The 18,456-nt window shown below is 65.3% G+C and carries 13 protein-coding genes; 6 read left to right on the top strand and 7 right to left on the bottom strand.

The window, feature by feature from the left end:
• Window positions 1-257: 257 nt before the first annotated feature.
• From AC3G2C_RS14610 to AC3G2C_RS14595, 4 genes are all read left to right on the top strand, one after another.
• Complete coding sequence (locus AC3G2C_RS14610) at window positions 258-770, top strand: hypothetical protein (RefSeq protein WP_488385354.1); 513 nt, start codon at window positions 258-260, stop codon at window positions 768-770.
• A gap of 270 nt (window positions 771-1,040) precedes the next feature.
• A complete protein-coding gene (locus tag AC3G2C_RS14605; protein WP_488385353.1) occupies window positions 1,041-3,155 on the top strand; it encodes an FUSC family protein in 2,115 nt (704 codons plus the stop codon).
• A gap of 285 nt (window positions 3,156-3,440) precedes the next feature.
• Window positions 3,441-5,615 carry a TIM-barrel domain-containing protein gene (locus AC3G2C_RS14600; protein ID WP_488385352.1) on the top strand — a complete coding sequence of 725 codons (2,175 nt, stop codon included), beginning with the start codon at window positions 3,441-3,443 and terminating at the stop codon, window positions 5,613-5,615.
• Between the two features lie 166 nt (window positions 5,616-5,781).
• Window positions 5,782-6,243 (top strand): hypothetical protein, encoded by a 462-nt coding sequence (locus AC3G2C_RS14595; RefSeq protein WP_488385351.1) that lies wholly within the window; start codon window positions 5,782-5,784, stop codon window positions 6,241-6,243.
• A gap of 111 nt (window positions 6,244-6,354) precedes the next feature.
• On the opposite strand, the gene AC3G2C_RS14590 is transcribed toward AC3G2C_RS14595, so the two are convergent.
• Window positions 6,355-6,942: an outer membrane beta-barrel protein gene (locus AC3G2C_RS14590; RefSeq protein ID WP_488385350.1), complete on the bottom strand. Its 588-nt coding sequence runs from the start codon at window positions 6,940-6,942 to the stop codon at window positions 6,355-6,357.
• Here AC3G2C_RS14590 and AC3G2C_RS14585 point away from each other — a divergent pair.
• Together AC3G2C_RS14585 and AC3G2C_RS14580 are read left to right on the top strand one after the other, a co-directional pair.
• A complete protein-coding gene (locus AC3G2C_RS14585; RefSeq protein WP_488385349.1) occupies window positions 6,941-7,279 on the top strand; it encodes a hypothetical protein in 339 nt (112 codons plus the stop codon). The two genes, AC3G2C_RS14590 and AC3G2C_RS14585, sit on opposite strands and share 2 nt — an antisense overlap.
• Before the next feature lie 172 nt (window positions 7,280-7,451).
• Window positions 7,452-8,375, top strand: a complete 924-nt coding sequence (locus AC3G2C_RS14580) for a Dyp-type peroxidase (protein ID WP_488385348.1) — start codon at window positions 7,452-7,454, stop codon at window positions 8,373-8,375.
• 72 nt (window positions 8,376-8,447) lie between these two features.
• On the opposite strand, the gene AC3G2C_RS14575 is transcribed toward AC3G2C_RS14580, so the two are convergent.
• The 6 genes from AC3G2C_RS14575 to AC3G2C_RS14550 all read right to left on the bottom strand — a co-directional run bounded on the left by AC3G2C_RS14575 (window position 8,448) and on the right by AC3G2C_RS14550 (window position 18,352).
• Entirely contained in the window at window positions 8,448-9,773 is a 1,326-nt protein-coding gene (locus AC3G2C_RS14575) for a thioredoxin fold domain-containing protein (protein ID WP_488385347.1), read from the bottom strand.
• A gap of 118 nt (window positions 9,774-9,891) precedes the next feature.
• The gene (locus tag AC3G2C_RS14570) at window positions 9,892-12,891 is read right to left on the bottom strand and encodes a TonB-dependent receptor (RefSeq protein ID WP_488385346.1); all 3,000 of its coding nucleotides are present in this window, start codon (window positions 12,889-12,891) and stop codon (window positions 9,892-9,894) included.
• A 364-nt stretch (window positions 12,892-13,255) separates the two neighbouring features.
• The gene (locus AC3G2C_RS14565; protein ID WP_488385345.1) at window positions 13,256-13,753 is read right to left on the bottom strand and encodes a RidA family protein; all 498 of its coding nucleotides are present in this window, start codon (window positions 13,751-13,753) and stop codon (window positions 13,256-13,258) included.
• 11 nt (window positions 13,754-13,764) lie between these two features.
• Window positions 13,765-14,226 (bottom strand): c-type cytochrome, encoded by a 462-nt coding sequence (locus tag AC3G2C_RS14560; protein WP_488385344.1) that lies wholly within the window; start codon window positions 14,224-14,226, stop codon window positions 13,765-13,767.
• Window positions 14,223-15,803 carry a flavin monoamine oxidase family protein gene (locus AC3G2C_RS14555; RefSeq protein ID WP_488385343.1) on the bottom strand — a complete coding sequence of 527 codons (1,581 nt, stop codon included), beginning with the start codon at window positions 15,801-15,803 and terminating at the stop codon, window positions 14,223-14,225. The genes AC3G2C_RS14560 and AC3G2C_RS14555 overlap by 4 nt, the downstream gene beginning before the upstream one ends.
• Before the next feature lie 116 nt (window positions 15,804-15,919).
• Window positions 15,920-18,352 (bottom strand): TonB-dependent receptor plug domain-containing protein, encoded by a 2,433-nt coding sequence (locus AC3G2C_RS14550; RefSeq protein ID WP_488385342.1) that lies wholly within the window; start codon window positions 18,350-18,352, stop codon window positions 15,920-15,922.
• Window positions 18,353-18,456 lie beyond the last annotated feature (104 nt).

Genomic DNA, 18,456 nt, shown 5'->3' with positions numbered 1-18,456 from the left:
CTCCGCTCGTGCTTCGCCCCATGACCGCGCCTGTATTCCCGTCGTCGCCGCGACGGCCGACCACCTTGGCTGACGTGCGCGCCCTGCGGCACATCACCTAGCGCTGCACCTTCCCCCGTTGACCCGTCCATCGCCGTGCCTTGCGCACGGGGATCGGCCTTACACGCCCCTTCGTCCGCTACGCCCCGGGCCCGTCGCCCGGCGCGAGCACTCCCGGAGAGCCCGGCTCTCCCTTTCGCCCAACGAGATACGCCACCATGAACCTGCTACGCCAACTTCCTTTCCTTGCCTGCGCCCTCGCCATGATCGCGGTGCTGGCCGGTTGCCACGCCACCGTCGAGGCCAAGTGGGCCACCGGCGATGACACCGTGTACCGCTGGGAGAAGGCGGCGCCCACCCTGCCGGTGGAAGTGCGCGGCCAGTTGCCCAACGCCAGCCAGACGCAGATGGTGCAGGCCATCCCCAACGCGGTGGCGACCGCCAGCGCCGGCGAGCGCTGGGTGGTGGAGGTGAGCCAGCAGGCCGCGCCGCACGACGATGCCTACTGCCAGCCGGCCGCGCACAACGGCGCGCCCAGCAGCACCCAGGCGGCGCTGGCGCTGACCGTGACGCTGTGCGATGGACACCGCCTGGTCGCCACGTCGCGCTCGCCGCTGGATGCGCAGAAGTCGTCGGTGGACGAGCTGCCGCGTCGCATCAAGCGTCTGAAGAACCTCGCCCTGATCGGTATTGCGCGCAGCCCCGCGCAGTACATCGAAGTGCAAAGCTGATACGCGATGGCGCGTCGCCACCTGCGACGCGCCCAGCGTTTGCATCCGCGCCGTGGGAGGCCTCGCCCACGGCGTCTCGCGTCATCGCGTTACCCGCACCGGCCCGCTGGCCGGTGACCTCTATGCCGACACCCGCAGGTTTTCCTTTGATCGACCGACTCCGCGTTGCCGTGTCCGCATGTTCGCCCCGCGCATGGCGCCGAGGGTGGTTGCCTCGCCGCCGTGCACACGGCCGCTTCCTCCTGTCGTTGTCGGCTCGGTAGCAGCTCCATGTCCGTCACCGATCCGGATCGCGCCAGCGCGCGGTCCCCGGGCGGTTTTACCGCCTTTCTGGCCAGCGAGCGACAGGCGTGGATTTTCGTCGGCAAATGCCTGCTGGCGCTGTATCTCACCGCGTGGCTGTCGATGTTGTTCCAGCTGGAGCAACCGGCCACGGCGATGATCACCGTCTCCATCGTCATGCATCCGCATACCGGCATGGTGATGGCCAAGAGCTTCTATCGCGCGCTGGGTACGCTGGCCGGCAGCCTGTTCGCCGTGCTGCTGATGGCGGCCTTTCCTCAGGATCGCGAACCCTTCCTGGCCTGCCTGGCGCTGTGGGTAGGCCTGTGTTCGGGCGGCGCGGTGCTCTACCGCAACTTCATGTCCTACGGTTTCGTGCTCGCCGGCTACACCGCCTCGGTGGTAGCGCTGCCGGCCATCAACAACCCCTACAGCGTGTTCGACACGGCCATGCTTCGCGTGAGCGAGGTGATGCTGGGCATCGTGGTCGCAGGGCTGGTGAGCGACGTGATCTTGCCCGAGCGCCTGCGCGATACCTTGAACCGGCATGTGCGCGAGCACTACGAACATTTCATCGTCTTCACCCGGGAGTGCCTGGGTGGCGTCACGCCGCGCGAGCGCATGGAGCAGGCGCACCTGCGCGTGGTGCGTGCCTCGGTGCAACTGGAAGACCTGCGTGCGTCGGTGATCTTCGAAGATCCCCACGCACGTGCGCGCAGCAGCCGCATGCGTCTGTTCAACCTGCGCTACATGGCCGCCGCCACCAGCTTCCAGTCGCTGCAGCACCTGATCGATCGCCTGCAACGCCACCATCACCCGCGCACGGCCGGTGCGCTGGTGCAGCTATGCGAACCCGTTGCGCATGCCCTGTCGGCGCAGGGGCAGGGTGCGGAAGATCCCCGCATGCTGGCCTCGCGGCTGGCGGCCTGCGATGCGCAACTGATGGTGCTGGCGGCGCAACTGCGCACGTCGTTGCGTCAGGAGTCCGCGCTGCTGCTGGAGTTCGACAGCGGCACCGCCTTGCTGCGTCGCTTCACGGGCGAGCTGCGCGATGTCGCCGCCGCCGAAGCCAGCCTGCGCGACACCCATGCGCACGCAGGCACCGCCGAGCGCGTCACCTTCAAGCGCGCCAACGATCGCGCCGCACCGCTGTTCGCCGTGCTGCGCACCGTGCTGGTGATGGGCGGGCTGAGCGTGTTCTGGCTCGCCACCGATTGGCCTTCCGGCCCCACGGCGATGTTGCTGGCTACCTTGTTTTCCGGGCTGCTGGCGACGTCGCCTTCGCCGGTTACCGCCACGGCCTATACGGTGGGCGGGTTCGCCGTGGGCGTGGTCGCATCGTTCATCGTGTTGTTCGGTCTGCTGCCTGGCAGCGATGGGTTCCTGATGCTGGTGCTGGCGACCATGCCGCTGCTGCTGGTGGGGCCGTACCTGAGTACGCGCAACGCGACGTTGCCCGGCGTGGGCGCGGGCTACACGCTGGGGTTCGTGCTGACGCTGGCGTTGAAGAACCCCATGGTCTACGGGCCCGAGCGCTTCCTCAACGAATCGCTGGCGTCGTTGTTTGGCCTGTCCGTCACCGGCGTTGCCTTCATGGTGATGCCCGCTCTGGTCGGCACGCGCTGGTTGCGTCAGCGCCAGCTCACGCAACTGCGGCGCCAGGTGAAGCAGGCGGCGACATCGCCACTGGAAGGCTTGTTGTACGGATTCGAAAGCGCCAACCGCGACCTGTTTCACCAGATCGTGCAGTTCACGCCCGCCTACAGCGAGGAATCGCGTGGTTTGCTGGCCTGGGGGCTGGCGGTACACGACTGCGGCCGTGCACTGATCGAGCTGCGCCTGGACATGGAGCACGCCGAGTTGCCGCCGCCCTTGCGCGACACCATGCAGCATGCCGTGCTGGCGCTGGCGCAGTTGTACGACGCGCCGAACGCGCTGCACTGGTCAACAGCCGACCGCGCGGTGGAACACGCCATCACCCTCACCACCCAGGCCCTGCCCTGGGCGCGGGCCAGTTGCCAGCCGGCGCTGGGGCATCTGCTGCAACTGCGCAGCGCGCTGCGCGACGACGAGTCGGCCATCGCGCCGTTCATCGCTCGCTGACGGCATGGCGCTGGCGCAGCCGTTGCGTTGCGTTCGTGCAGCGTGCGGGGCATCGAAGCGGCCATCGTCAGCCTGTCACAGGCGATGCCTAGCCTCTGGCCTCGGCGTGCGTCGTGGCGGCCATGCGTCGGCGTATGTGGCATGTGGACGGCCGGCGTGAATTCGGGCTTACTTATCTCGATCTAAATGATGGGTGGGGCGCCGGTGCGATCGCGCCAGCGAATGCCATCGAACGGCCGGGCCATGGCCTGGCATGGCCGGTTCCATCAGGGGAGAGCGGATCACATGGGCGCTTACTGGAATGCACGACGCGTGGCTTCGTTGGCGACACGCGCACTCACCGCGTGCCTTGGCCTGTGGCATGGCCTGGCGATGGCGGACCAAGCGTTGCCCATCGGCACGGCGCAGCGCATGGGCGATGGCGTGGTGGCCTTCCTGCCGCAAGGCATGACGACCTACCCCAACTCGCTGGCGCTGGCGAAGCCGCCGGTGATGCAAGGCCCCGCGCCGACCGACACCGGCCTGCGCCCGCGCTATGTGCGTCGGGGCGACCACACGGTGGTGACGGTGGACGTACCCTCCGGGGCTGACCTGTATGGCACCGGCGAAGTCACCGGGCCGCTGCGGCGCAACGGCCAGTGCGTAGTGCTGTGGAATACCGACAACCCCGCCTACGAGCGCGACCATGGTCGTCGCCTGTACCAGTCGCATCCCTGGGTGCTGGGCGTACGCAAGGATGGCAGCGCCTTCGGCGTGCTGTTCGACTCCACCTGGCGCGCCACCTTGTGCACCGACAAGCAGATCGTGTTCGACGTGCAGGGGCCGGCCATGCCGGTGATCGTGATCGAGCAGGCCACGCCGCAGGACGTGGTGCAGAGCCTGGCCGCGCTGACCGGCACCATGCCGCTGCCGCCACGCTGGGCCCTGGGCTATCAGCAGTCCCGTTGGTCGTACACGCCGGATACGCGGGTGCTGCAGATCGCCGAGCAGTTCCGCCAGCGTCGCATTCCCGCCGATGCGATCTGGATGGACATCGACTACATGGACGGCTTTCGCGTCTTCACCTTCGATACCAAGACGTTCGCCGACCCCAAGGGGCTCAACGATGCCTTGCATGCGCGCGGCTTCCACAGCGTGTGGATGATCGACCCGGGTGTGAAGGCGGACCCCGCGTACAGCGTGTACGCCAGCGGCACCACGCAGGACGTGTGGCTCAAGGACGCCAAAGGCGACACCTTCCACGGCGAGGTATGGCCGGGCATGGTGGCCTTTCCGGACTTCACCCGCCCAGCCACGCGCACCTGGTGGTCTGCGCTGTACAAGGGCTTCATCGCGCAGGGCGTGGATGGCGTGTGGAACGACATGAACGAGCCGTCGGTGTTCAACGTGCCCAGCTACACTGCGCCGGAGGATGCCCAGCATCGCGGCGGCGACGATCTCGCGCCGGGCCCGCACCTGCAGTATCACAACGTGTACGGCATGCTGATGGTGCGCGCCACGCGCGATGGCATTCAGGCCGCGCAACCGGAGCGTCGCCCGTTCGTGCTCACGCGCGCCAACTTCATCGGCGGCCAGCGCTATGCCGCCACCTGGACGGGTGACAACGCGTCGGACTGGAAATACCTCAAGTGGTCGATTCCCATGTCGATCAACCTGGGCTTGTCGGGGCAGCCGTTCAGTGGCCCCGATATCGGTGGTTTCGGCGGCAAGGCGACGGCCGACCTGTGGGCGAACTGGATTGGCGTAGGCGCGTTCTATCCCTTCGCGCGCGGGCATGCCATCAAGGATTCCAACGACAAGGAGCCGTGGGCGTTTGGCCCGGCGGTGGAGAACACCGCGCGTATCGCCATCGAGCGTCGTTATCGCTTGCTGCCGTACCTCTACACGGTGTTCCGCGAAGCGTCGGTCGATGGTTTGCCGGTGATGCGGCCGGCGTTCTTCGCCGATCCGAAGGATCTTCGCCTGCGCGCCGAAGAACGTGCGTTCTTGCTGGGTGCCGATCTGCTGGTGGTGCCGCGCTGGCCGGGCAAGCAGGCGCTGCCATCGGGCGTGTGGCGTGACGCATCGCTGGTGGATGGCGATGTTGCCGACCCCATGCAGCCCACGCTCAAGGTGCGCGGCGGCGCCATCGTGCCGCTGGGGCGCGTGGTGCAGCACACGGGCGAGGAATCGTTCGACCCGCTGACCCTGCTGATCTCGCTGGATGCGCAAGGGCAAGCGCAGGGTGAACTCTACGAAGACGCCGGCGATGGCTACGGCTACCTGCACGGGCAGTATCGCCTCACCCGCTATCGCGCGAGGCGGCAGGGCGACACGCTCACGGTGTCCGCCGAGCGGGTGGCCGGCGAGCTGCCCATGCCATCGCGGACGATCCAGGTGCAGGTACTTACCGAGCATGGCGTGGTCACGGGTGCCGGGCCCGAAGCACAACTCGCGGTGTCGCTGGCCGGTTCGCGCTGACCTCGTACTGTCACCAAGAAGGCGGACGCGCGCACATTCCTAAGGAATGGATAAACGCGACGCGTCGAGGAAAGGATCGCGTAATCCACAACCGATATCTGATGCGCCACGACGCCGCGATGGTGCGGCGTCGCTCAACCCGCGCACCGAATTCCTTGGAGGACGCATGAAGTTGCTGTTGAAGCGCATGATGTTGACGGCCGGTCTTGGTCTGCTGCTGCCGTTGGCCGCGCACGCCGATCTGCCGGGTCGCCACCCGTACTACCTGCATGCCCTCTCGGATCTGCGCGCGGCGCGCTGGATGCTGGAGCATCGCCCCGGCGATGCCGCTGTGAGCGCTCAGGAGGACGTGGCCATCACCGAAATCGATCGCGCCATCGGCGAGATCAAGCATGCCGCCATCGACGACGGCAAACCGCTGGAAGACCACCCGCCGATCGACGCCTCGCTCGATCATCCGGGCCGCCTGCACAAGGCGCTGGAGCTTTTGCACAAGGTGCACCACGACGTGGATCGCGAAGAAGACGATCCGGAAACCCGTGGCCTGAAGGATCGTGCGCTCATGCATATCGATGAGGCATCGCACGCGGTCGAGCATGCCATCCACGATGTGCGCGACGGTCGCTGATCGCGCCGTGGCATGACGGTTCAAGCTGCCGCCTTTCGTGCAAAGGCGGCGGCTTTTTCTTGCGTGCAGCGCGCGGGTGCGTGAGCACGGGCGCGCTGGTCACGGGGTGCGTCAGATACCGAAGCGGTATTCCAGCGTGCCCGACAGCAGGTACGGGTTGTTGGTGTGGGTGAGGAAGCTCTTGGCCTTGGCCTCGTAGCGATCGAAGTTGATGCCGATGCTGAGATTGCGGCTGATGTTGTAGCCCGCGCCGGCACCGACGTAGAGGTTGGTGTCGTGGTCGGTGATGCTGTCGGAGTAGCCTTCCACGGTGAGTTTGGAGCGCGAGAAGAACACGCCAGCGCGGGCGCTCACATACCAGTGTTGGGCAAAGTCGAACTTGCCGTTTGCACCCAGCGTCCAGCCCGTCACGCCAAGTTTGAGGTTGAGCGTGCTCGAGCCCACGGGATAGTTCTTGGCCTCAGGCTTGCCAAGGTCCACATAGCCCACGTCCAGGCCCCAGGTGTCGTTGAAGCGATAGCCAAAGTTCGCGCCAAAGCCCGTGTCGTTGCGCGAGGTAAGCCCGCTGACGTCGGAATGAGCGGTACCCACGCTGCCGCTGACGAACAGATCGCCGTTGCCGCCCTCCTGGGCCATGGCAGCGAAGGGGGCGGCCACCAGAGCGGCGGCGAGTGATGCGGAAAGAAGCAGATGTCGCATGATTGTCCTTATCGGTGTCAATGACAGTGGCAACGCCAGGTTGCCGCCAGGTAGTACGTCACTTCCTTTGCTTGCTTTCGCGCGCTGCGGTTCACCCGCAGGCGGAATCGGCGGCCTGCGCGACGGCGCAGCCTATGTGTGCGGGGCTTTGGCGGCACATGGGCCCGTGGCGTGCATCGCGGCGGACGCGAGCCGGTTTCGGGTGAGTGTTCCTTCCGTGGCGCGGCTCCGTGCGCACGCCAACGGTCGCGGCAAGCGCGACGACATGGCCAAACATACGTTCTCCCCTGATCTGGCACGGGAAGCTAACACGGCAAAATTTGTTGAGTCCATCTGACGAATAGGCTAGAAAACGCCAGACGTCACGCAAGAAAATACGTTTCGTGACGACATCGGTTCCGCCTTGGGCAAACCGAGCGCAGCGATGGTGAGTAGCCGAAGGGTTCCGCACCACGATGCTTCATCGCACTATGCAATTCACTGAAACAGTCCAAGACAAGGAGCCCACGGTGTCATCCGTCACGACGCAACCGGTAACCAACCCACTGACGCACGCCGCCATTTTTCTGGTGGTTACCCTCAAGCCCGTGCCGGAGGCACGCGACACAGTGCATGCGCTTTGCGCGGACATGGCATCGTTGCTTCGCGCCATTGGCTTTCGTCATCCGCAGCGCAGACTCTCTTGCGTGCTAGGTGTTGGCTCTGATGCATGGGATCGCCTGTTCGGCCAGCCGCGTCCGGCGCAGCTGCATCCGTTCAAGGAAATCCGCGGTGTGCATCACGCCGTATCCACGCCGGGCGATCTGTTGTTCCATGTCCGTGCCACGCAGATGGATCTTTGCTTTGAGCTGGCCGCGCAGATCATGGAGCGCCTGGGCGGGGTGGCCGAGGTGGTCGATGAGGTACATGGTTTCAAGTACTTCGATGAGCGCGATTTGCTCGGCTTTGTCGATGGCACGGAAAATCCGGTGGAGCAGGCTGCGCTCGACGCCACCATCGTGGGCGCCGAAGACGCGGATTTCGCCGGTGGCAGCTATGTGATCGTGCAGAAGTACCTGCACGACCTCAAGGCGTGGAACGCCGTGCCGGTGGAGCAGCAGGAGAAGATCATCGGCCGAAAGAAGCTGTCGGATATCGAGCTGGATGACGAAGCCAAGCCAAGCTACGCCCACAACGTGCTGACCAGCATCGAGGAGAACGGCGAGGAGCTGGAGATCGTGCGCGCCAATATGCCGTTCGGCGAGATCGGCAAGGGTGAGTTCGGTACTTACTTTATCGGCTACGCACGTTCGCCCGCGCGTATCGAGAAGATGCTCGAGAACATGTTCGTCGGCTCGCCGCCGGGCAACTACGATCGCCTGCTCGATTTCAGCAAGGCGGTCACAGGCAGTCTGTTCTTCGTGCCATCGGCCACGTTCCTGGAGAATCTGTAACGCGTTCCGCCATCACGACAGCACACAGACGGATGGCGCGCGAGGGCGCGACCATCCGTCAGTGGGACCCTGTCAGGATTTCAGCTCGGCGCTTAGTACTTCGGCCTGCTTGGGGAACCACGGGCCGTTGGCCTCCAGTACATCGTCCGCCAATTTCTTTGCCTCGGCCGAGCGGTGCAGCGCCTTGAGCGCGCGTACCTGTTGCAAGGCCACAGAGAGGCGGTTGGCGCCATACGCCTTGTCCGCCGCTTTGCTCAGGAACGGCAACGCGTCGGCAGGCTTGCCCGTTTCCACCAGGCTGCGGCCGTAGCGATACGCATAGACATAGTCGTTGGGATAGGCCGCGATCAACTGGCGTTGATAGGCATCCAGCTCATCCTTGCGTTCGGCGCGAGCCAGGTAGACGCGCAGGTTGTCGGCCAGGTTGCGATCACTGGTGAGGTTGTTGCCCAGGCGCTGGCGCGTGAGCGTGATGGCGCGATCGAGCACGGCCTGTTCGGCGGTGTGGTCGCCCAGGGCCTTGTCGAGATCGGCGCTGGCGATCACCGCGCTGCGCTGGTCCGCGCAGGCCGGTGTGGCGACCCATACCTGGGTGTTCACATAGGTGTCCAACGGCGCGCGCTGGGGCGCCAGCAAGGCCTTGCGCGCCGCAGCGGCTTGCTTGGCGCTGGCTTCGAGCAGGCTGTCCAGCACGTAAGGGCGTTGGCAGCCGATGTCCTGTGCCAACAGCTTCTGTGCCGCTCGCACCACGGCGGCATCGTCGTTGGCGTCGCTGGCCTTGGCGAGGGCGAGTTGATCAAGCGCCAGCGTCACGCGCGGCTGTTTGCGCGCATTGGCCTGCGTGCTGGCGGGCAGGCTGGCGAACCAGGCGAGGCCGCCCGCGCCGTCGCCGCGTGCCTGGTAGGCGTCGAGCGCGCTTGCCACGTCGTCCACCGAACCTTGCGCGGCGCGCTGCTTGAAACCTTCCAGGGTGTCGCCGTGCGCCAGGATGGCGTTGATGCGCGGATAGAACTTGTCGCGCGGCTGCTCGGCGGCGATGCGACCCAGTTCGTTGCCCTTGGCGTCGAGCACCACGTAGCTGGGCAGGAAGGCCGCGTTGAGCTTCTTCATCCAGGTCTGCGCTTCTGGGGAATCGGCATCGGACTCCACCACGATGGCCTTGCGCTTCACGGCTTCCCAATCGGGGCCCGTGAGCACGTGGCTGGCCATGTAGTAGCAGGAGTAGCACCACACCGCCTGGAAATCGACCAGCACCGGGCGATGCTGTTGTGCGGAGGCCTTGAGCGCATCGGCAATGGTGGTGGGCTCGCTCTCCTGTGCCGCGTGGGCAAGCACGGGCGACAGCAGGGCCATGGAGAGCGCCAGGGGCGCACGACGAAGCAGGGCCGGTAGAAACATGGTGGAACACCTTTGCGATGCGCCGGATGGACCCGGCCGGTGGAAGAGAACGGCGGATGACTCGTTGAGGATCATCCGCCGTGGCGCGGCAGCGAGGGGGCCGCCGCGCCAGGGACCGTCAGTAGTCGTAGGTAACGCTCAAACGCACATAGCGAGGCTGCTGGCGCACCACCGCCGAACCGTACAGCGGGTCAGCGGTGCCCGGCGAGATCTGATAGTACGGGTACGCGTTGAGGATGGCCTGTGAATTGAACAGGTTGAACACGTTGAGCGACAGCGCGAGCTTGTGCGCGGCGAAGTCCGGGCTATAGGTGGCGCCGACATCGACCTGCTTGTTCCACGGCAGGCGATGCGTGCCCGGCGGCGAAGGTTGGCCGCCGCACCAGTGGTAGTAGCTGCCGTAGCCGTCGGGGTCGGTCTGGCCGGGGCCGTAGTAGCCCAGGCAGTTGCGCGGGTTGCCCGAGACCAGCGACACGTTGCCGCTCACCAGCCACTCCGGCGTGAACTGGTAATAGCCGAACAGCTTGATCTGGTGGGTGTGGTCGTTGCTCTGCGCGCCGTTGCTGTATGACATCAGCGCCGGGAAATCCCAGTCGATGCTGGTGGAGGCGGCGGTCTGGCGGATATCCGAGCGCAGCTGGCCCTCGGTATCACCGTAGCTGCGCGAGAACACGTAATCGATCTTGCCGTACCAGTGGCCGTCGAACGGATGCTCGAGGAACGCCTCCAGCGCGTAGTACTTGCGCTTGAGTGCCGGGAAGCCCATCTCGTCATTGGTCAATGTGACGTTGCGATAGGTACCACTGGTATCCACCACGGTAAAGGTGTTGGCGCGGCCCGGGTTGATCAGGTAGCAGCTGTTGGTGGCGCTGACGCTGTAGCCCAGCGCGGCTGCCTTGTTCTCGATGGCAGGCACGTCGCAGTAGTCGTCGATGCCGTTGCGCAGGATGCGCTGGGTGAGCTTGGCGCCGTACACCCACTGGTTGTCGATAGCCTTGGTGAAGCCCAGGATGAACTCGTCCTGGTACTCCGGCTTGATGTTCTGCGCCGTCACCGTCTTGGGATCGGGCAGCACGCCATAGGTGTTGTTGGGCGACACCGGGTTGGAGAACGCGGTAAGCCCGGTGGGCGTGCCGTCGGCCGCAATGCCGGTATAGGTGAAGTACTGCTGGGTGGCCACGTACGCACCGGCCGCATTGAGTGCCGGGTTGAGCGGCAAGCCCAGGTAGTAGCGGCCGGCGTTGCCGTACACCTTGAAGCTGGCATCACCGTTCACGTCCCAGCTGAAGCCCAGGCGAGGCGCCCACTGCGCGCTGCGCTGGCGGATATAGGCCTGGCCATTGGCGTTGTAGTCGGTGAACTGGTCGTTGCGCAGGCCCAGCGAGAGCAGCCAGCGATCGGTGAGCTGCCACTTGTCTTCGATGTACTGCGCGCGTTGCGCCGAGCGCACGCTGGCAATGGAGCTGTTGACGTACTGGATGGCGTAGTAGCCCGATGCGCCGCCCGGGTAGTTCGCCGGCGCCCCCACGCCCAGGTTGGGAATTAGCGCCACGCCGGGCGTGGTGGTATAGGCGTAATCCCAGTAATAGCCGGGGCCGGAGGTCTGGCTGCCCTGGTCGATGGCGCGCGAGTTCTGGTTGTCGATACCCGCCGACAGCGTATGCGAGCCGAGCTGGTAGCTCAGGTCCACGCGCAGGTTGTTGGTGGTGTTCTTGCGGTTGGGGTTGAACAACGACGAAGTGACCTGGCTGTTGGTGATCGGGTTGCCACCGTTGAGCGCCGGGTTCTGGTTCTGGGTATCGGCCAGGTAGGTGAGGCTGCCGTCGTAGTTGCCCGGCACGTCGTAGTTGGTGGTGCTCATCTTGCCGTACATGGCCGAGAACGTGAGGCTATCGGTGAGATAGCTGGTGAACTTGGCCGTGTACAGATCGCCGCCGGTCTTGGTGCGATCGTTCTGGTTGATGTAGCTGCCCTGGCTGAGCGTGGTGTAGTTGTAGTTGTAGATGGTGCCGGAGGTCTCGCGCTTGTTGGATGCGCCAGTAACCTCCAGGATGTTGCTGTCGGTGATATTCCAATCCAACTTGGCGTACCACTTGGGCAAGGCGTAGTGGTAGTTCACGTACGGCTTGGCGTTGGATACCTCGTTCACCGTGTTGCCGTCCTGGCGCTGCGCTTCGGCCGCCAGGAACAGGAACAGCTTGTCCTTCACCAGCGGGCCGCCCACATAGGCGTCATACGTAGTGGACCACTGGCGGTTCTTGCTGTTGGGGTCGTACAGGTTGCCGGCGATGGGCGAGGCGGGCAGGCCGTTGGTGTAGTAGGTGTTGGTGGCGTCGGAACGGGCGAACTCCGGCTCCCACAGCACCTGGCCACCAAAATGCCACTCGTTGGTTCCGCGCTTGCCCACCATGTTGATCACGCCACCATCCGAGCGGCCGTACTGCGCGCTGTAGCCGCCGGTGTAGATCTCCTGCTGCTCGATGGCGCCGTAGGGCAGGGTGAGGCCACCCAGGCCGCGCTGCGGTTCGGTGGTGTTGAAGCCGTTGATGTAATACGCGTTCTCACTGGCGGCCGAGCCGCCGAAACTGGCCAGCGCCTGGCCGGTGGGGCTGGTATAGCCGCCACTGTTGTTGGCCACGCCGGGGGCGAGCAGGGCGATGGCTTCGGCCGAGCGCGCCAGCGGCAGGCGTGCCAGCTCCTGGGCCGTGACGACGGTGCGCGAGTCCACCGTGGTGACGTCGATCGGCGGCGTGGTGTTGGCCGACACGGTCACGGCGCCCAGGTTTTTGGCGGCCTCGAACGACACTTCGGTGCCGGCGCCCACGCGCAGGGAGATGTCATTGCGGCTGTCGACCACATTGCCCGCCTGCAGCAGCGACACCGTATAGCTGCCCAGCGGCAGCTCGGTGGCGTTGTAGCGGCCGCGGCTGTCCACCGACACGGTGCGGCTGAGGCCTGTGCTGCTTTTGATCAGCACGGAATCACCCTGACCGGCGGCCACCTGGCCGAAGATGCTGCCGGTGGTGGATTGGGCAAAGGCGGGCGCGGCGCCGAGCGCGAGCAGAGTCGCAAGGGCGAGGGTGCCGACGCGCAGGTAGGATGCGCTAGGACGATTCAAGTGGTGGTCTCTCTCTGATGGGTCGCAACGTTGGGTGCCGCCTCGCGCATCCATGCGCGTTACGCGAGTCAGGAGAGTCCCGCGCTGGCGGCAATCTGTGTATGGGCTCAAGCCCCTTCGCCGGGATCGGGGAACCCCGGCGGCTCGAAGGCAGGCCACACGCGCTGGTGTGGGTGCCGAGCACGGTTCCTATGGAAGCGCGGGTTTGGAACGATTGAAAGGCTTTGCCAGATGAGCATTCCTCATCTGCATACAACGCTGGGTTATAAGCCAGGCGCGCCAAGGCCTGGCGCGCGCTGGACGTCCAAATACCATCGCCTGACACAAGGGAACCGGCGGGTGTCGCCACGGTCCGCGGGGCGACTCAGGGGCGCACCGCGATCACCTCGATCTCCACCCGGTAGCCGGGGTTGGCCAGCGCCGCCACCTGAAAGGCCGAGCGCGCGGGCAGGTTCGGCTGCGCGGTGGTGCCGAAGAACTGGGTGTAGCCAGCCATGAATCCCGCGAAATCCATGTGCCCGCCATGCGCCTCGTCGCCCACCAGGAACACCTGCATCTTCACCACGTCGCCAAGGCCAAGGTGCATGCCTTGCAGTTGCTTCTGGATCGCGCTGAGCACGCCGATGGTTTGCGTGCGGGTGTCGCCATAGGCCTCGGGCGAATCCTTGGGGGCGCTGGGGTCCACCACCGGCGGCACGTTGCCGCTCACGTACACCGTGGCCTTGCCGGCCGGCACCTCCACAGCGGCGGCGATGGGAAAGCTGCTGCCGGGAATGGGGTGGCGCACCACCTCGGCCGCCTGAGGGGCGCTGAGTGTGAGCAGCAAGGCGCTGCCGAGCAACCAACGAGAACCTTGAGTCATGCGGGTGTTCCTTAGTGTTCGTGGGAAAGGGCGGCGACGTCGCTGGCGCTGATCGTGTCCGGGTAACGATTGCCGAAATGGCTGCGCACGTAGTTGATGACGTCGGCGATCTGCGCGTCGCTGAGCGAGGTGCGGTTGAAAGCGCTTTCCTCATCGGCCGGCACCGGGCCGAACGCAGGCATGTCGCGCCGGCCGTGCAGGATGACCGCCGCCATGTACTGCGGCGAGACCAGTCGCGGATTTTCCGCCAACGCTGGATAGCTGCCTGCACCGGTGGCGCCACGCGCATCGGGCATGTGGCAGCCCTGACAAATGCGCTGGAACACCGCCGCGCCATCGGCATGCGCGAGCGTGCCAGCCATGTGGCCGGCGTTGTCCGACGACTGCGCATGACCATCCCACGCCAGCGCCAGGAGCAGGCACGCCGCGAGCGCCTGGCGACAAGCCTGGCGGGAGAAAGACGATGTGCTCATGCCGCGGCCCTCGCGATAGCGTGTTGATGAAGGCGGCCGATGGCATCCAGCGCCGAGGTGACGGCGCCCTCTTGCCAGGCCGGCAGGTAGGAGGCGTGCTCGCCAGCCAATGCGATGCGTCCGTCGATCTGGCACAGGTTGTCGTAGTGCGCGGCGCGCGACTCCTCCGACCACACGCCGAAGCAGCCCATGGTGAAGGGTGAACGATGCCAGGCCACGGCCATGCCCGTGTCGAACTCCTGCTTGTACTGCGGATGGATCTGGCTGCCGTATTCCACCGCCTTGCGTATGCGCTCCTGCGGCGACATGGCGGTGAACTCATAGGCGTCGGAGCCCCAGATATAAGCGCCGAGCAAGACGCCCTTGCCACTGCCATGAAAGCCGCTGCTGGGGTAGCTGATGGTGCTGATGGGCAGGTCGGTGTAGCTGATGCCGCCGTAGATGTGCTCGTCCTCCTCCCAGAAGCGACGCTTGAACTGCAAGCCCACCTTGACCGACGACGCATACGGCACCGCGGCGATCGCTTCGGCCATGGCCGGCCCGACGTTCATGGGTAACTGGCTGAGCACCGATAGCGGGATGGTGCATAGGCACCAGTCCGCTTGCGCGGTGTGCACGGGGCCGGGTGTGCGCGTGTCCTCGTAGGTCACGCTCACGCCGTGTTCGTCCTGCTGAATGGCGGTGACCTTGGCGTGATAACGGATCAAACCCTCCAGTGCCTGGCCGAAGGCTTCGCCGATGCGACCCATGCCGCCCACCGGTTGCATCAAGGCGGTCTGGAACTCGTAGATCTCGCCGGCTGACAGGTTTTGCCACAGGCGCGAGGCCAGCATGTCGTGAAGCGACAGCGGTGTGGAGGGCACAGGCCGCGCGGACAAGCCGCCGCCTGGTTCCTTGTCATAGCCGCGTCGGTCGCTGCTCTGGGTGCCGCGCACGTAGGCGTAGTTGCGATCCAGGGCGCCCCAGTCGCGCAGGGACTCAAGCAATAGTTGCTGGTCTTCGTGCGTCACGGCGGCATCCAGTGCGCCCTGCCGCGTGACCTTGCCGAGCAGTTCCGCCACGTGGCCGCGATAGTCCGCGTTGTACGTGCGGTAGCGCTGGGGCTTTCCATCGAACGCCTTGGCGCTGTGCACATAGGCGTTGTGATTGACCTGCACGAACGGCTCCAGCGCCACGCCAAGTTTCTTGCAATAGGCGAGGATGCCGTGATGGTGATAGGGAATGCGCCACGGCCCCGGGTTGAGGTACAGCCCGTTGTCGAACTGGCAATGTTGCGTAGCGCCGCCAAGTTCGGTGAAGCGGTCGCCGCCGCGCAGCGACCAGTTGCGGCCGCCGGGGCGATGGTTGTACTCCAACACCTGCACGCGATAGCCCGCGTTCCGCAATTCGTACGCTGCCACCATGCCGGCGATGCCCGCACCGAGAACCAGCACCGATGCGCCACGCGGCGCACTGCCCAGCGTGGGCGTACCCCGGTACGTGGATGGCTCGGCCAAACCCAGGCTGCTCATCGCCTGATACATCACGGCGCCGCCCGCGGCCTGGCCGATCATGCGCAGCAGATCGCGCCGGCTCATGGCACGGCTACAAGACCCTTCTCCCATCCCTTACCCCCCAAGCGATATCCACATCGTGGAATGGCTGCGGAGTGCACCGTCCGCGTGCGACGGCATGACGGCGCACTCGCCCCGGATCAGAAGCGGTACGTGACCTTGCCGTACCAGTAGCGCCCGTTGAAGCCGAACGGCGACAACGCGGAGTACTGCAAACCGTCCGCGCGGTCCTCGTACACGTTGGCCAGCGTGGCCTTGGTGGGGTACTGATTGGTGAGGTTGTCCACGCCCAGGGTGAAGGTCCAGGCCTGCAGGTTGTAACTGCCCGCCAGGTCGAGCAGCCAGCGCGCGGCGAAGGTCTGGTCTTCGCTGCCGTCGCTGAGGTCACCCAGGCGTGTCACCGCACCGTAGCGGGTGAGGTTGGCATGCAGGGTGAAATCACGCAGCTGCCAATCGCCGCCGATGATCCACTTGGTCTTGGGCGTGGCGTCCGTGAGCAGGCCTTCGCTGGCGCGGCCAAACGCCGGCGTGGATACGCTCAATACCTTGGTGGAGTTGTAGTTGCCGCTCAGCGTGAGGTTGAGCTTGCCGTAGTCGTTGAGGTCCAGGCGGTAGTTGGTGATCAGGTCCGCGCCGCGCGTGCGCGTGGTGGCACCGTTCACGAAGAACTGCGCACCGGTCACCTGGCTGGTGGCCGTAGGTGTCACCGCAATCTGGTCGGAGTAGAGAATCTCGTTGCCAATGCGGATCTGATACAGATCCAGCGTGGCGCTGAAATTCTCCAGCGGCTGCCATACGCCGCCCAGGCTGTAGTTGGTGGACTTCTCCGGCTTCAACGGCTTGGCGCCCAGCGCGATGGCCGCCGGGTTGGAGGTGCGGAACGTGCCGATCTGTGCGAGCTGCCCGTTCTGGATCAGCGTAACCACCGACTCGTAGTTCTGCTGTGCCAGCGACGGCGCGCGAAAGCCGTTGGATACCGTGCCGCGCAGCGCGAACGTATCGGTGAACTGGTAGCGTGCCGAGAACTTGCCGGATTTGGTGGAGCCGGCATCGCTGTAATCTTCGTAGCGCCCCGCGAGGCCCGCCGAGAGCTTGCTGGTGAGGTCGGTTTCGAAATCCACATAGGCCGCCTCGCTATGCCGCCCGAAGCTGCCCGCCACATCCGGCGTCAGGCCGGGGTATACCTGCGAGCCGCCGGCGTAGGGCGAGGTGGTGCCGGGGATGAGCGTGTTCGGATCGAAGAAATACGAATCCGGGTCGCCCGCGTCGATCACATAGGTTTCCTTGCGGTACTCGCCGCCAAAGGCCACCGTAACCGGGTTGGGCAGAAAGCCCCAATTGAACTCCTTGCTCAGATCCAGGTTCGCCACACCCTGCTTGTTGCGGAACGTGCCGGCATGGAAATAGGTGGGCGAGTAACCCAGCGTGTAATAGAGATTGGTGTTCACGCTGTTCTGGATATCGAACACCAGGTTGTTCTCGCCGTAGTCCAGCGAGAAATCCCAGTGCCAGCCACCATCGGTCTTGCCGCGTACGCCAAGCACGGCCGCCACGTCGTTGCTGTGGTTGACGATCTGCGGCAGGAAACCGTTGGGGTAGATCTCCGGCACATTGCGCGCGGAGTCGTACGCGCGGTAGTAGCCGTTGGAGGTAACGTCGCGCTTGCTGCCGTTGAGATAGCCGTACAACTCCACCGCCGGCGAAAAGGTGTAGCCGAAGTTGAGCAGCACCTGGTACGTCTTCACCGCGGGGTCGCCGTAGCGCTCGTACGGAATGCCGCTGGGGTTGGGCGCGCCGGCCAGTGTGGTGGCCTTGTCGGTGTTCTCGGCGCGGTTGGTGTTCATGGCATTCTGGTAATTCCACGCCAGGCGCGCCCAACCGGGTGCCTGGTCGCCGGTGCCGCCCAGCGGAATGCCCACGGAACCCTGCACGCCATTCTGCGCGCCGTCGCCCTTGTCCATGATGCCGCCGCTGGCCGTTACGCTGTTGCCGCCGGCTGGGGCGCCGTGTTTCAGCACCACGTTGATCACGCCGGCAATGGCATCGGAGCCGTACTGCGCGGCGGCACCATCGCGAAGCACTTCGATGTGGTCGATGGCCGAGATGGGGATGGAGTTGAGATCCACCGGCGCCGAGCCGCGCCCTACCGACGAGTTGTAATTGACCAGGCTGGTGGTGTGGTAACGCTTGCCATCCACCAGCACCAGCACTTGGTCGGGCGACAGGCCGCGCAGCGTCGCCGGACGAATGGCGTCATTGCCGTCGTTGATGGCCGGTCGTGGAAAATCGAGCGAAGGGAGCAGGGTGCTGAGCGCGCTGGCCAGGTCGGTGCTGCCACTGGCGGTAAGGTCGGCGGGCGTCAGTACATCGATGGGAGAGAGCGATTCGGCAGCGGTGCGATCAGTGGCGCGTGTGCCGGTAACAACGACTTGCTGGAGCTGCTTGGCCGTGGTCGGCGATGCGGGGTCGACGGTGTCGTCGGCGCGGGCAACGGTGGAGGCCAGGGCAAGATTCAAACCGCAAAGAGGCAGCAGTGCGGCCGCCAAAGGGCGTCGCATAAGTCGGTATTTCATGTTGTCTCCCCAAAGTCAGGCGATTAAAGCGATGGCGTACCCTCTGTTTATGTGTCCATGAAAGTTCTTGCGTCGCACCAACGCTGGTCCATGCACGCGACGTT

It is taken from the genome of Frateuria sp. sgz306004 (assembly GCF_057750885.1).
The sequence above is the reverse complement of the archived record's forward strand: the minus strand, read 5'-3'. Positions and strand labels throughout refer to the sequence as shown.